The sequence below is a fragment of the Chitinophaga sp. CC14 genome (assembly GCF_048957795.1).
GTDB lineage: Bacteria > Bacteroidota > Bacteroidia > Chitinophagales > Chitinophagaceae > Chitinophaga > Chitinophaga ginsengisegetis.
Genome location: NZ_JARBFY010000008.1, coordinates 29551 through 45819 on the forward strand (window position 1 = coordinate 29551; position 16269 = coordinate 45819).

Consider the following 16269-nt stretch of genomic DNA (forward strand, 5'->3'; position numbering starts at 1 on the left):
GCCTACTTCGTTTTTAAGGACTTCCCATATCGCTGTTGCAGATCCGCTTTGGCCCTGCTGGTAGCTTCGGTTTTTTTATACTGATCTGTCCAGGTGAGGTTCTTTAGTGTTTCCAGGTGATAGCGTTGCTGTGCTTTGAAGTATTCCGCTTGTTCATCTGTCATGTTTATATCCTTTCCGTTTATCTTTATGCGGGGCTTTGCATCCGGGTTATTCATCAGGAAGTAGTATGGATCTTTATAGTCCTTACCGCGCTCAATCTGTTTCGCAGCCTGGTCAAGTACCTGCTTCACATCGGCAGGAACATAGCCAAACCAGGAGGCAGCATTTGACAGGAATGCGGTAGCTATTACGAACTTCTCCGCAGGGGTAACTTCTACAGGATTGCCATCTGCATCCACATTGCCAAACAGGTCGCGGATATAAGCCTTGCTATCTTCATAATTACCAAACAGGATAGAAGCCATGCCGAAACTCCGGTTCGGCTGATTGGGATTACTCTTTGGCTGATACAGTAGGGGCTGATCAACTGCCTTGTCAGATAACCAGTTGACCCCATTGGTCAGCACATCAGCACTGATATTGCCGAGCATGGAAAAAGCCAGGTTCTTAATGCTTTCGCTGGCAACCTTCCACCACCATTCCCGGCGCTTCTTACTCTTTGTTTCTTCGTCATCATCTTCATCTGGAGGGGCGATGCCCAGGCTGGAAAGCAGGCCACCCGCTGCCGCCTTCACTCCCAATGTCAGGCCCGCTCTCACTATCTGAAATCCCATTTCAGCCAGTGTACGGGAACCCAGGCTGCGCCACGCCGTTAGCTTCTGCTCCTGCGTGCCTTCCGAAAACAGGGTTTGAATATCCCGGTACATCAAACTGTAGTTATTCATGTTAAAGCTGGAGAGGGGAAACAGAAGTACCTGGGCCAGCCTGCCCATGCCGGAGGTCTTTGAATAAAATTCTGACTGGCTTTCTTTGCTATTCACATTGAGCCTGGTGCTGGTCATTAGTTGGGCATAGTCCCGCGCTTCCCGGTTAATATCCTTCGCTTCCTGGCTCCAGTCTACTTCCCCAAATCCTTTAACATGGCCCTGGCGTTTTAGGGACTGCGCATAATATGCCAGCCAGGCTGCTTTTGCCGTCCAGGTATCAGGACCTTCCACCAGGAATGATAACTTGTCTGCATCTTTCAGTTCAGCATTTTCCCCCAAACGCTTCATGGTCTGCTTAATTTCGTTCATAGCTGATTGTGATAGCCAGTTTGTACCGCCGAACGTCTTACCCCTTAAAGCAATCTCGCTTTGCTCCAGCAGCTTTTCCATACTGGCTTTGTCGGTCGTCATCTTACCAAGCGCCTGAAAAAACATAGGGGCATCCTTACCCATGTTGGCAGTGGTGTTCAGGAAAATATCTATGAACTGTTTAGGGAGCTGGCCCAGGGCGAACAATACCTGGCGCACGCCGATCTGATTAATAGTATTGGCAAACTTTTCCGCAAACTCACCGGCAAAGCTCATATCAGCACGCCGGAACAGGTTCATCTGGCTTTTGATCTGCTTTTCCGTATTGCGGCGTAGCAGTCCGGTATTATCGGCACCGATAGCATCAATCAGGCGGGGGTCCGACATCATATATTCAGCCTGGAGGCGGGCAGATAGGGTATAAATATCCTCCAGCATGGCAGTAGCATTGTTTAACTGGACGGTATCAAAAGCATGGTTTATTACCCGATAGGATTTAATACCGCCGCTTTCACTAGGTTCAGCAATATCCTCCAGCCGGTAGAATCGCTGGCGCTGGAGGGTGGAAGTAGATGGAGCGTTAGGGTTGCGCTCATTAAAGAAGGCGCTGGCTCCCATACCCTGAAAGTCTGCATCCACCAGGCCAGTATCCAGTGACTTGTAGCCATCTTTCACGTAATTCTCTACCTGGTGAAACGGCTTGTTCAGTAGGCTTTCAACTGTCTGCCTGAACTGATCCTGGTGGCGGTCGTAAAAATCGCGGAACAGATCATATACCGCCTGCTCCCCGGTATTCAGGATCTTACCGCTACGCAAAGCCTGGAGGCTGTTGACGTTCTTAAAATATTGATCGTACACCTTACGCAGTTCCACCGCTTCTTGCCGGGCATCTTCCTCCCCTGTCTGCTTTAAAAGATAGTCCTGCTCCAGTAATGATTTACGGCGGTCAAATTCGGCCTGTAGATCATTTTGAGTGCCGTAGTTGCTCTCATTGAGATAAGCGAACATAGACCGCTTAATGATGCTTTCCGGGGTATTTAACCCATCATTGCGATACTTTTTATAGATTTCTTTCAGGGGCCGGGTCAGCTCTTTGTCGAATACCTGTTTGGCCTGGGCGTGCAGTGCCTTTATATCGCCCAACCCGGACACATCCATCAGCCGGGTAGCAAAATCCCTGGCATTATTGGCAATAGCCATGATGATCTGATCGCTGCTACTGATACTTTCCGCATACTTACCGATCACGCCTTTAAAGTTCTTCATCTTAAAAGCATCCTTCTGCTTTGCAAACCAGGCGTGGAAGGTATCGCTACGCTGTTGGGCTTTGGCGATCACATCAAACGCCTGGGCACCAGCAAAATCCTGGTTCACCATGATATTGTCCGTGACATTTTTAAGCAGGAGTAGCTGCTTTGGGGTAAGCCGGGAAAGATCCAGGGATATAATTGACTTCACCCATTCACGCTGCTGCTCTGTTGCATTGAAGTCTGGCGCTTCCAGGGCTACAGACAGAAAATCCTGCTGCGCAGCTACCTGCGGTATAAGGCTTTCCTTTACCCGTTTGGTGCCAACGGTATAGGCCCCCGCTTTAATCTGGTCGTAGATCTCATTCATATCAACCAGGTTGTTCTGTCCGGTAGTAACTTCCCGTTCATAAGCCACTATCGTGCTATACAGGGCGTTAAGATTGGATTGCTTTGCAGCAACATCAGTATCCGGGTCATTCATGATTTGATCTACCCTGTCATTAAATTCTCTGCCAAGCCACGCATTCTGTACCCGATAAGGCCCACCCCTATTGCTGTCTGCAATACGCTCCGTTTGTTCGTAGCGGGATTTAAGATTATCAGCCGAACGTTGCAGATCCATGCGCTCCTGCTGCTCCAGGAAATCAATGATCTCCTGGTTGCTGATCTCCAGCGATGCCTTCCCTTTCATAGAATTAACCACATTGTCCAGGATGGAATTAAACCGCAGCAGGTTAGTCATCCCCAGGGGATTTACATTTTTCAGGGCCTCCAGTACGGAGCGGCCACCGGCTACCTGGCCCTTCCTGATCATATTAGCCGTGATAACATCTTTTGATTTCAGCAGCCGGGCAACCTGGTTTTGCAGGCTCCGCACCTCCCTCAATGTCTGGAGGACGCTGGAGTTATCAATGAGTTGCTGCATGAAATCTGCCATGCGGTCAAGTCCCTTCTCATTGTGAATGCTATTTACCACAGCCCCCATGCGGACAAGATCTTTTTGCGTGAAGGTCCCGGTGCGTAGAAGGCCGCTGTCATACAGATCACGGAGCATATTATTGACCTGGCTACGCAGGGTTTTTATTTCCTGCAGGGCACCTGCATGACCCAACCGGCTACCCCGTTCGGTAGCTGCCATCTGCATTTTGAGCAACTGCATTTCAGTAGCCACAACCTTCTTCGGGTCGCTCTCCCGTAGGGTTTTAAGCACCTGTGCAGCCGTACGTTGCTTAATGGTTTTTTTGTCGATGTTATACTGGAGCGCCGCCACATAGGTCAGGTAGTCATCCGGCTCCAGGCCCAACTTATCATTGAACTCCCGCAGGGGCATATTGATATTAGAGCGAAGCAGCTCTATACCGGCCTGCATCTTACGTACCCCTAACCGGTATTCCTCTGCCTGTTCCCTGGCCTGGGTGGCTGTCCGTTCATCACCACGGGTAGCCGCCTCATTGACCGCCTGCTGTTCCCAGGCGCGCAGCCTTTGCAGATATGCTTTGTAGGTTTCTCCCTCATTCTGTAAGGGCGCTTCCTGCTCATTGACAACGGCCCAGGCCCGGCGCATATGCTCATTCACCCGTTCGTTCAATTTTTCAGCAAACCCCTCCAGGGTACGGATACCCCGGCGCAGGTATATCTTTGCCAGCTCCACGTAGTTCTGAATGATAGCAACGTCCCGCTGCGCATTGGCATCCGGGGATATGCCCAGGGAACGCTTCTGTCGCCGTAATTTCGTGTTGTCATTTCTAAGGGCTTTTGCGTAGGCATTTTCAGCATCACGTAGCTTTTGCGTAGCAGCATCACGCATGGCCTTTTTGCGGGCATAATCGAGTGATCTGGTGTCTTTGACCGCATCCAGGTCTGCCTGCTTCTTCGTAACCAGGGCACGGGCAGCATTATATGCCTTCGTTGCAATGGAGATTTCACTTTCCGGGCGCGGCGCCGGGGCGGCAGGAGCCGTATCAGGAACAGCAAGAGCAGCGGCGGGGTCCTGCTGGCTGGCCTGCTCTGCATTGGAGCGGGCAATTTCACCCATAAGAATAGACTGGAGCTGTGGACGGGTATACTCGCCCGGATTATCCCTTACAGGATGATCGGGGTTAATCGCCAGGATATTATCAATCAGCCGTTGGGTGCGCATCCGCTTAATGTTCTTCACTGTTTCAGCAGGAAAGGCTAATTCCAATTGAACCGGGCCAGCATCAGGCTCCATTTCTGGAGATGGCTGCTGCCCTGTTTCATCTGCCACCGGACCAGCAGGCGGCGCTATGGCCGCCTGCTCCCCGGTTGCCGGTATCAGCGCGGATTCCTGCGCGCCCCCCGGTTGGATGCTTTCGCTTCCCGCTGCACGTTGTACGCTATCTTCGCTGCTTGCGCCGGTGATTTCCCGGCTGCTCTCTCCTTGCCGAAGTTCTGGCCCCATGCTTTCCTGGAGCTGCTGTGTTTGAGTGGCATCTTGAACTGGATTTACGGGTGAAACAATATCCTCTGTAGCAGGGCTGGCTTCCACAGGTTGCTGTTCACCAATGGTAACAGTCTGCGAAGCACCGGTCTGCTCTCCAGGAGGTTGAATATATATGTTGGGTGGGGCACCTGGTTCGGGTTGCTGTTGTTCCGTAGGCTGCACTGGCGGCTGGTTCTGCGGGACTGCGGTTTGCTCCTGTGTGGATGGTGCTGGCTGGCCGGGGGGTTCAACGGTTTCTGTACCAGGTACGGTTTCCTGTGTGCCAGCAGCAGCGCCGGGCCTGATCACATTCCGGGGCCGCACCAGCTCGTCTATTTCCTGCGGGGTAAACTGTTCTGTATTCCCATCAGGCAACCGTAACGTGTACACATCCCCGGTTTGATCAACTACCTCCAGGTTACCTTCGGGACTTTCTAATATATCGCCTTCCTGGTATTTGGCTCCTACCGGTTGCTGTTCAGTCTGGACGGGCGCTTCAACGGTAGTGGAAGCTGCTGCCGGCGTTGTGCCGGCGGCGGGTTCCTGCGGGATTGTTTCAGTCTGGACGGGCGCTTCAACCGCTTGTTGTCCACGCAGGATTTTTACATTCTGTTCCTGGAGGCGGGTGATCTGGTTGGTCAGGTAAGCCTTCTGGTTATTATCAGTTGAGCGGTCTAACTGCTGTTCCAGGTCAGCAATCCACATACGGTTGTTGGCATAATCTACTTTGGCATTATCAGGTAGGGGCCGACCATCTTCCCGCACCGGCAGGTTATTAATGATACGGGACATAGTATTGACAAGCTGGATGCGGCGGTCTGCCTCCTGGCCCGTCAGTGTATTATTGTCCCGCAAGGTGTTAATCTCCGCAGTAATGATGGAAGGGAAAAGTCCGGCCTGATAAAACTGTTCTCTCTGGAAGCGGGAAGTATTAACGGCACTGGTAACACCGGATGCAAAACCCAGGGGAGCCATGCCAATACCGGTGGTAATGATCGCATTCTTGACCCGCTGGCTTAACGTATTAAGCTGGTCCTGGTTCATATCATGGAGCTGATCAACTCCAAACTCGCCGTACGCGGCTGCGATTTCCTCTAATGTTTCCTTGCCTACATTGTTTATATATCCCCGGCCAAAGTTGGACAGCACAGTACGCAACCTGGTAGCCCGGCTGATATTCTCCGCGTTCAGCAGTGCGTTCATTCCCCTCACGCCACCCACAGCGCGTTTCAATACAGCTATATCCGGGTTCAGGGTTTCTGTAATAGCATTTACCAGGGCAATTTCATTGGCGTAGGTGTTGGCTTCTTCCACACTTTTGCCGGACTGTAACGCATCCTGGTAGGCTGGCTGGTAAGTGGTGGCAAATGTGGACCCCATGATGCTGCCGAGATCCGCAAGTTTTTGCGGCAGTGCAGTAGTCGCTGTACGTGCAGATAAGGTCTGTGCTGCTGCTCCAGCCTCACCGGCCAGTGCGCCTTCTGCCACTCCAGCTACGGCAGTACCGGCAGGAGCGGCAGCAGGAGTAACAACCGGGGAAAGCGCCCGGCTGGTAAGATATGTCAGTGCCGCCTGGTAAAGAACCTGCGTAGAAACATCTGCCACCTGGTTTCCGATGGCTCCCCACGTCCAGTTTGACCGGCCAGCTTCGGGGTTTTCAACGTATCGAATGCGGTCGGCGTTAGCTTCCAGGTAGTCAGCGATCTTGTCCGCTTTTTCTTGCTTGTTAAGCGTTTCAGAATTTTTAATCGCGGAAATATTATAGTAATCACGGTCAGAAAAATTTAGCTTGTACAATGGCTGCATGGCAGCTTGATATGTAGGCTGGTATTGCTCTGCCTGTCTTTCTTCTGCAAGACGGATATTACGCAGATAGTTACGGGATTGTCCAAATTCAAAGTCATTCAACCCTGCTACATTGGCAACGCCGGTAACGGTGTTACGGAAAAGCCATTTGACCCTGTTGCCTACTTCACCCAGGATAGACTTGCCATCATCCTGTAAAATATCCTTCACCATCTGCTCCCGGTCACGGTTGGCGTAGTCGGCATATTTTTCATCAAAGTTTACCTGGGCCTCCTTTACACCGTCCAGGGCGCTATTATATTCCTGGATAGCAGGGTTGCCCTGGTATTCCACTTGCGTTGACCTGATCTGTTCCTGGAGATCCTTACGCTGCTGATAGTCCGTGGTGGTCATCATGCGCTGTGAAAGATCATTGATGCGGGCAGCATAGATATTATCCACCTTCCTCTTTTCATTGTCCAGGACTTTGAGCTGATCGGTCAAGGCCAGGCCATTGATTTGCTGCCCACGCTTATCGAGCGTATACATCATAAACTGATAATCCCGGTTGTTCTTATCATACGCTCCTTTTCCAAACAGCTCCGGGTTCGCGGCCTTTGCCAGCTCCATACTGTACTGATCATACATTTCAGGGAAATTATCTTTCAGATACCGCAGGCCGGTATACTGATTGCGGGACAGCTCCGCATTGATCGGCTTACCGCCAACCACATCATATTCATAATCTTCCCTGATCGTAGGATTGTTAACAACGTAATCCTGGCTGGCAACACGATCTACCAGAAAGTTAATGCGGTCCTTCTCTTTCGTGAGCGGTGCAATTTCACTGTCAGCTTTATCCGCGATGCCGTCCCAACCAAAGGTTTTGAGGACCTGTATCGCAGCAAGATCATCGTCCGGGTCGTAATCATATTTTCTTTTTATTTCATCGGCCTGTTTTCCATAGGCCCGGTTAATAACACTACGGATGGAACCGTAATCTTTATTCTTTAAAGCATTGTTTACAAAACTTACAGCATCGCCGTACCCCAATTCCTTTATGGCCGTAGCCGTCTGGTCGCTGATGGCCTGATACCGCTGATCTTCATCGCTATAATTTTTATCCTTACCCTGCTCATAAAAAAGTTTTTGCTGGCGCTCAAATTCGTTGGTACGTATCTGATCCATACCAACCGCCACATAATCTGTAAGCCGGTCAATATCCCGTTGTTCTTCACTAACCGGCTTTGCCAGTATTTCATTTGCAATCTCCCGGCCTTTTTCCTGGGAAGCAACAAAGCCCCCTTTTGCTGCGTACTCCCCGATCTGCCGCCTGTTTAACAGAACTGTAGGTCCTAGCAATTCCCCCAGGAGATCACGGCCTTGTCCTCCTGATACCCACATAGAAGTAGGAGCCTGCTTTGAACCCGCAGTAGAAGCGCCAACGGGCACCGGACCACCATCTTCTTTTTTTTTTACTTTATTTTCAAAGTCATCCCAGGGGTCCAGCTCGTCCGCAAAGCTGTCATGCACATAACGGCGGTATTCAGGGTTAGTCTGTAACCCGGTACGGAAGGTGTCATACTGTCCAAAGGTCTGCTCACCACCCATATTTTCGTATAGCCATTGTATATACTTCTCGTCCATTACCTACCTCCTTGTTTTTGCTGCTTTAGGAAATCTTCATATTTCAGGGAGCGGCCACCAGTAGGGTTTGTCGGTACTCCCCCGGCAGCAGGTGCAGGACCAGGTGCAGGCTGTGCAGCCTGGTCGTAAGCCTGGCCGGTAACCGTAGTACCTCCAGTGTTGGGATTGGCAAATTCCCTGATAGCGGATAGCTTTTGGAAATTCGGATTAACTTCGCCTGTCAAACGCTTTAGCAGCTTCACTTTCGCGCCGCCTAACTTCACCGCATTGCTCTGCCCTACCACGTTATTAAGTACCTGGAAGTTTTCTGCATACGGCAATACAACATCACGGGTGCCGCCACTGGCTTCATCTTTGTAACGCACTACCACCTTCCGGGCATTGGGGTCTGCTTCCGTGGTTATCCAGGCATTCTGCGGGCGTAGGTAGTTATCTTCCTCTACCGGCTTCCGGGTATTGGGGTCGATCACGGTACGCTTCCCGGCAGGAATACTGTACGCATTGGTCAGCCAGCTATCCAGGGTAAGCGGCACGCCTTGTACAGATTCCGCTGGAAGCCCGGAAACATTAAATAATTTTGAAAACTCATTGATCGCCTGGTCTGCCTGCTTATCACCAGTAGTTTTCTGATTGACATTAACCGCTTCGGCCTTAGCAGTGGGCTGATTCGGCAACCCGAAGATGGAAAGCTGGCGTACAGGAATTTCAGAAGCAAGGCTATTAATATCTTCATCGCCAAGATCCTTCCCGTATTTCATGTTGGCGCGTTCCTGGGCACCGCGCGCCGCAATAGACTTCCTTTCTTCCTCTCCCCTCGCAGCGATCTCACTGAACGGATTAGGACTACGGGTAACAGAAATATCGGTCTGCTGCCGCAGCGGACCATACAACTGCTCTGCTGCAAAGTCCTCCAGCCTGAAAGAACCATCATCATTCTGATAAAGGGTTTTCACAGATTGAGGGGCCTGGTTAAATGCGTCCTGTACTGCTGCCGACATAGTACGCCCGTAAGCGTCATCCCCACGCAGCATAGATTTCACTGCACCGTCATAGGCATCTTTATAGAACTGGTTGATTTCTGTGGTGGTCTGGAACGGACGGGCGGTATCCTGTTCCTTCGTCTTTGCCTGCGCTGCAATGTTTGCAGCTTTACTGATCTGCTCCTGCATCAAATCCCATTTCGGCAATACGTTCATCAGATCATCCCGGTTACGCAACCCAACACCACTATCTGAAAAACGGGTTAACCGCTCCAGGTTATCCGGTGTACGGAAATCCTGATGTGTAGAAATGAAATTGCCGTACATCTGCCTCAATGCAACGTCCTGTTTACTTTGAGCGATCTTGCCGCGTAATGATGCTTCTCTCTGTTTCAATTGGCTATAGCGATCCAGGTCTTTCATGGGGTTCATCACTACATCATAGTTACCGGCTACATCCTTTGCTAACCGTGCCCACTCTCCCACTACTTCGGGATAGTCCTGCTCCATGATACCACTAACATCCAGGTCATTGAAGTTTTTAAAATAATCCCTCATGTTTTGGTAGTATTGATCCATCGCGTACCGGTTGGCCTGCATCTGTGCGGATGCAGCCTTGTCCAGTATTTGCAGACCAATGTTGTCCGCAGGCAAGTTTGCCAGGTTCGCCGCCGTAGGCGCTGTCCCTGCCGCTATCGCCGCGTCACCACGGATGCTGGTAATTTCAGATAGTGATGGTCCTGCCATTCAAAAAATATTTTTAAAGGGCTTCCCCCTTTGTGATCATAAAATGTGTCTTATACTGGATAGATGGGTTTTTCATTTTGGTGTTAAAGATTTTTATTATTTATCGTAAAGGCCAGGTTCTCTTTAGGTCCTGTCATTTCTTATTGCTACGCACTACCTGTCTTTATTAATACATGATGCTGAATGTTCGGTGCTGGTCCTGCGGGACCAGCTTTTTTGTTATATTGCCCGTGATAACAACATTTCTAAATGTTTTGAAGCAATCCAGCAGCGCAAACCTCATGGCGCTGCTGTTCTTTTTATCACGTACACGCATATATTTATCTTCCATTTGTATTTGATTTACACATTTCATAAACCATCCCTGTAGCTTTACCTTCATCATCGCATTTATGCGGTTTTTCATAGGCATAAATCAACCATATCCTTTCCAGGATAAGGTTCTCCTTTAACCAACCGTTCCAGGATTGATGATGCCATAGTCCTGTTGTAAGCGCCTTTCAATTAAGTCGCGGTAAGGGCTGTTTTCCATACCACGTAAACTATCATTGATCAACTGCTGCCTGTCAAACCCGGAAGCATCAGTGCTACGCAGGTTAGGTACGCCCATACTGGCACCTAACTGGCTGTCTAATCCTGCATTCATTTGAGAAACCTGCTGATCAGGAGAATATTGGGTTGCAGCAGATCCGCTGCCGCCGCCTGCCAATGACCCGGCACCATACAAACCGGCTTGACTGCCGCCCGCAATAGCGCCACCGACCTGGGAAATGCCACTAAATATGTTCTCTGTACCCTGTGCCTGGAGCTGGCTGGCAAGCCTGGCTGTATCTTTGTACGGCTCGTATTTGTTCAGGGACCATTGCATTGTTCGCTGTTCCGCTATATCTCTGTTACGATCAATTAAATACCGGATGTTGGCATTTTTCATTTCCGCATCCCGCGCGGCAACTTCCCCTAATCCCATCCGGTAACTGTCAAACCCGGAAGCAATAGCATTGGGGCCGCCTCCCGCCTGTAAAGCGGCGCTGTTGGTCCCTGAAAGACCGCGCTCCAGGTTTGAAGTATAATATTGCAGGGATGATTCCGGCAAACCTGTTTGCGCCATTGACTGCGCAAGCGCCTGGTTCTGGTAGTATTCAGGAGAGATCTCAAAATCAGGTCTTTGGTTTTGGGCAGCAAGGCGTTTGGCCTTCGCCGCCTGGCTGGCACCCACAATGGACTTTGCTGCTCCAGCAGCAGCCATAATTCCGAACCCTATGGCAAGTAATGGTAACGGCATAAAAACAGTTTTGATGGTGCTACCCTATCATTCACAACTGTTTATATTTATGCTATCATCGCATCCAATAAAGGTTTATACGCAATAAAATGCGGACGGAGATAACTGAACAATACCGAACCATCCGATTCAAATAGTATCAGTACCCCGGCCAGCGCACCCGTTTCTGTTTCCAACCGGTACGCACGCGCGCCTGGGCTAACCAGGCGCGCAGCACGGCCTACAAGTTCATCCACCGAAACAGTCTGTTGACCAGTGCCTTCCGCGTACACAGCTCTTATTAACCGTGCGTAATCCGTTTCCCAAATTTTTGTCAGTGTCATTTTTCACTTCGTTCAGAAAAAGAAAAACGCATCCAGATATTTGACAACTCGTTATATACCTCCCTGCTATTTGTATTCCGTACCAGGCGCACCAGGGCGTAAGTACCAAAGATCCTTTTCCCGTCAGCCAACATGCTTACTACCGGTTTGTTCGGGTCAGGGTAACTGTTCATATCCCGCTGTAGTTCTGAATACCAAACGCCTTCCTTCCTTTTCCAATACGCCTGCGGGATATAACTGAAACTGTTGCGCTCATTCGTGATAATCTTGTCCACGAAATAGTCAACAGCATTGCTTTCCACGGCAAGCGATTGAAATATTTTTATCTTGGATGGGTCAAAATTGAAAATGCCGGTGATGACCTGATCTGTCTGAACACCGAAAAAATTATTATAGAGGCCACTGCGTCCACTGTTCATGAAGTAGGGCCTGCCTGAAACAAAGGCGATCATTTCTTTTGCAGTAGAACTATACCGCAAGACCCCATAATGCTCCGGCGTATATGCACGCCAGCCGGTCCACTTCCCTTGCTCCAGGTTGTAGGCAAAGGTTTCCTGATGGGGGACTTTTGTTTCCCGTTCATTGTTGATGAAGTCCATTACTGCATCTGAATGTCCGCGCCGTGGCCGGAAGCTGATTACATACTCGCTGTTCTTCGGGTCCTTGCAGGCAGTGATCTCTATAAGATCAGACAGATACCGTTCTGGTGGTAACAGGCTGTTATATTGGGTTACATGGCGGAACTTTTCAGTGAAGTAACTTTTATTATCAATGGCGGCAAGATCAGTGGCATTGCGGTAATCCATCATAACGATGTTGTTATTCTTTCTGTCTGCCCATATACCAATGCCATCATCGAATATTATACTTGCATTGTCCTCAAACTCGCAGCCATACGTACTACCGGCCTTCTGATGCGGATCGCTCAAATTGTTCTCCAGGTTAGCCAGGACCAGCCCTTGCGGTGTAGCCCGGATGTAGTTCATGTTGTAGTCGGTTAAGAACCAATCATTTTGGCATACAAAGCATACAATGCTTCTTTCCGCATGTATGGCTACAATGGCTCCCCAATCCTGTCCCTTGAAATTCTTCCGGTTCTTTTCCCTCCAGGTGCCCAGGCCATTAACGCGCCCCTCATTCACGAAGTCATCCGACTTTATCACATCATCACCATACCAGAGCTGCTGCGCCTGGGCATCGGTCACGGTGACACGGCCCAGGTTCTCGCAGTTAGCTCCCCAAAAATCGGAGATAGACGGGCTTTCAAAAGGATGGTTGAATGTCTTGAACGCACACCCTTCTGGATGTATCTGCCGGTATTGATAATACGTATCCCAGGTAGACAACACTCCCCCGGTGACCTGGAGCTTACCATTTATTACCGGGATGCTGCCGCATATTTCAAAATATAATTCCCTTTCCTCACACGCATGTGGACGCAAAATTTCAATCCAGAAAGAACAATGATCTTTCAGCGTATTCAGGCGCTTGTCATACCCAACGATAAAAGAACGGGGGTCCGTTGTTTGATCAGGAACATCCGTACCAGTAAACGTTTCATTAAAATTTGTCCCTAAAATCGGGAAGTCCATAAACGCATTTTCCCCATCTACCTTAAACAGATCACCATCGCCGTTATCGTATATGCGTAACACGTCCCCCCTCACAAATTGATAGCCTACGGTAGTAGAGAAATTATTTTGTTTGTTCCAATCAAAAAGACTGGTGATGTATATGCGTGCCCGTACCGCTTCATCTGCATTCTCCAGCTTTTCACCCCTTGCATTGATGTATTCTATTTTATCGCCTACCCATTGCAGGAAGGTGGCATGATTCAGGTTCTTTGTGCGGTAGAAGGATAGCCACTTCACCCAGGAAGGAAGCAGGAAATCATCAGTCGCTTTCCAGCTCACCGTGACCGGCGTAAAAGCACCTGTTTCCAGGAAGGTGGGAATGTCCACGTAACCCACATTATTAGCAAAGCCCTGCCTGCCTGATTCATCCCGCCCTACAATTGCAATACCATACCTGCCGCCACCTTTCAGACCAGCAGCACTTCCATTCAAATATTTAATCTTGATCTCAATGTCTACCGGGTAAACTGTTTCATTGGGGCAAATACATACTGATGGTGGAATATATGGCACCGGTGCCAGCGGGGTACAGTCACCGGCAGTGGCAACAGGACAACCGCCCAGGCTGGCGAAGATGATCTGATCGGTATGCCCGCCATCCTGCCGGTGGTTTGGTTGATGCACTTTTAAATTGAACTCTCCCGCAGCATTGGTAATAGTAGATCCTCCGCGTGTAATAGTTACCGATACTCCGGCAACACCACTGCCATTTTCGTCCACGACCTTCCCTTTCACCGCTACCTGGTTACACTCCTTGTACCCCTGTCCTAACGCGGTTTTCCACGCAATATCCTGGCGAAATAACCACTGGCCCCGTGGCCGTTTACCCCAACTCGTTCTAAGAAAGTAATGATTCCTATCCCGATAGCCGCATTCTATGCTTCCCCAAAATACTACGTTGGCATTTTGTGCGCCGCCCCTCTGCACGGAAGTAAAGTAAAAACCGTTATGGTCCGTAAACCATCCACTACGGATGGTTTCAGGGAATCCTTCATCCACGATATACTGCATCATTTCAATAGGTCGGTTACCAGCATCAGCGGTATCCAAAATATACCCTACTAATGCCTTTGATCTGGTTTCCCCAAAGCAAAAGGGTATCCTGAAATCCAGCACCCTTTTGTTCATATCCTTATAGGTATCTACATCCCCCGCGCGCGCATCAATCACCAGCTCCTTAACCTGATAATCAATATCTTTTACAACCAAATCAGCAAAGCCAAAAAAGGATAAATCTATGTAGGACATTTGTACTACTGTAGCCTGCCCATAGATATAGGTGCTGGTCCGCTGATAATCCACATCTGAAATCAGGCTGTTCTGGCTGGCTACGCGGAATATGTATATCCCCGCATCCAGGGTGAAATCAAAACGTTGCACAAAAAACCCTCCAGCCTTAAATATTTCTTTCACAGCATTGCGCACATTGCCGTCCTCCCAATTTAAGATGCCCATCTTTTCCATTGTCCCATCAGCGTTCATCTTATAATTCTCGCCAATCGTGGCGAAGGGGGTTCCCGCCATATAACCAATAAAGCCGGTTCGGTTCTTAAAGTTCTGCTCCATTGCGCCGTCATACTGTATGCCGTTCAGACCTGGTTCCACAAATGCAACATTGTTTTCAATATTTACTATTGGCCCACCACGCACCGTGATATAAGCAGAGATCTTCACCTTCTTAGGAATGCAAGGTGGTGGTCCTTCTACATCATCACCTGGCTTTACTACCTGGAGCGTAACATTTTTCAGAGAATTACAATCCAGATTATCATATCCATACAAGTTATTAGCAGCCAGTAGCGAATCTCCAACCGGCGTGAGTGCGAAGGATTTCAGTGGTAGATCATTCTGAACGCGGATTGCATCTTCGGAAGAAAAGATCGCGCATTCCTTGTCACCACAGAATAGATAAGTGAACGTATTGCTATCTTCATTGTAGCCATCCAGTGATACAGCCCGTTCATAAAACGGTATATTTTCTGTACACTTTTCATACTTATCAATGGTTTCGTATATGTACCAATCGTTTCCGCAGTTGCGGAAAAAGATGCGGATCTGCTCTACCATTGGGCCACCGGCATCCAATGTCAATCTTACACAACGGGGGCTGCCAGCATTAAGTTCCTGACAGCCACCCGCTCCTACATACAAGTTGGCAGAATAAGGTGAGAAAACAGAACTGCGCCCATCCTGGTATATATACTGGTAAGCAAATTGCAAGCTCTTATTAGCCAGGTTATTATTCTTTCCCCTGTCTGTTGTAGCATTGAAAGGCACCAGGTCTAATTGAGGACAAAAGAATGGTGGTGATACGCATAGATTGATCAGCTCTGTTTCATCCGCATGAGGCCCGCGCATTTTAAAATAAGGATACAGATCGCTATTAAAGCTGTCCGTGGCAATAGCTGTTCCCACGTCCAGATAACGGTGCCAATTAAGGCCATCAGTGAATAGCAAATACTTTGCACGCACATTCCTGTTTGCGGCATCATCGCTATCATAAACCACTTTCAGGAATACACGGTTGTTCAGTGTGTATTTCGGATCGATGGAAAAATTTAATAGTGCTTTTCTGTATACCTGTTCAGCCCTACCTGTCAACCCATTCAGCCGGTAGATCCCATGATCACCATTGCTATTCCAGTTGAACCAATAAATTTCACCTGTTTCCTGGCATTCAAAACAATTGATGCACCTGTTTATCCCCGCTGGAAGCTCCAGGTCCGGCGCTGCCGGAACACTGGAGCTTAACGGGGTTCCTGCACCAAAGTTCATTCCTTCACCAGCACTACCATCCCCGGTGCCTGTAGAAATATTATCATTCTCATTAACGGCAATACGGTAGTTTTTCAGATAACGGGCTTCTTCCGGCTTTAGCAGCAGCTCGTCCGTATCTGTGTTTACGTAAAGTGGTCGTATTTTAGAAAGTTGTTGCGACAT

The 16269-nt window shown here is 49.2% G+C and carries 6 protein-coding genes; all 6 read right to left on the minus strand.

From position 1 onward, the window contains the following. Positions 1–2 precede the first annotated feature (2 nt). On the minus strand, positions 3–8363 hold the full coding sequence (locus PV783_RS34250) for a hypothetical protein (RefSeq protein ID WP_420991212.1): 8361 nt from the start codon (positions 8361–8363) through the stop codon (positions 3–5). Further along, on the minus strand, positions 8363–10090 hold the full coding sequence (locus PV783_RS34255; RefSeq protein ID WP_420991213.1) for a hypothetical protein: 1728 nt from the start codon (positions 10088–10090) through the stop codon (positions 8363–8365). Before PV783_RS34255 ends, PV783_RS34250 begins: the two co-directional genes overlap by 1 nt. Before the next feature lie 166 nt (positions 10091–10256). Continuing rightward, positions 10257–10421, minus strand: coding sequence for a hypothetical protein (locus tag PV783_RS34260; protein ID WP_420991214.1), 165 nt, complete (start codon positions 10419–10421; stop codon positions 10257–10259). A 117-nt stretch (positions 10422–10538) separates the two neighbouring features. Then, complete coding sequence (locus PV783_RS34265; protein ID WP_420991215.1) at positions 10539–11372, minus strand: hypothetical protein; 834 nt, start codon at positions 11370–11372, stop codon at positions 10539–10541. A 47-nt stretch (positions 11373–11419) separates the two neighbouring features. Next, entirely contained in the window at positions 11420–11695 is a 276-nt protein-coding gene (locus PV783_RS34270) for a hypothetical protein (RefSeq protein WP_420991216.1), read from the minus strand. Beyond that, entirely contained in the window at positions 11692–16269 is a 4578-nt protein-coding gene (locus tag PV783_RS34275) for a carboxypeptidase-like regulatory domain-containing protein (protein ID WP_420991217.1), read from the minus strand. The genes PV783_RS34270 and PV783_RS34275 overlap by 4 nt, the downstream gene beginning before the upstream one ends.

Excerpts from the sequence above, each read along its gene's own strand:
- PV783_RS34260 (WP_420991214.1), bottom strand. The coding sequence starts at position 10,421 with ATGGAAGATAAATATATGCGTGTACGTGATAAAAAGAACAGCAGCGCC.
- PV783_RS34275 (WP_420991217.1), bottom strand. The coding sequence starts at position 16,269 with ATGTCGCAACAACTTTCTAAAATACGACCACTTTACGTAAACACAGAT.
- PV783_RS34250 (WP_420991212.1), bottom strand. The coding sequence starts at position 8,363 with ATGGACGAGAAGTATATACAATGGCTATACGAAAATATGGGTGGTGAG.
- PV783_RS34265 (WP_420991215.1), bottom strand. The coding sequence starts at position 11,372 with ATGCCGTTACCATTACTTGCCATAGGGTTCGGAATTATGGCTGCTGCT.
- PV783_RS34270 (WP_420991216.1), bottom strand. The coding sequence starts at position 11,695 with ATGACACTGACAAAAATTTGGGAAACGGATTACGCACGGTTAATAAGA.
- PV783_RS34255 (WP_420991213.1), bottom strand. The coding sequence starts at position 10,090 with ATGGCAGGACCATCACTATCTGAAATTACCAGCATCCGTGGTGACGCG.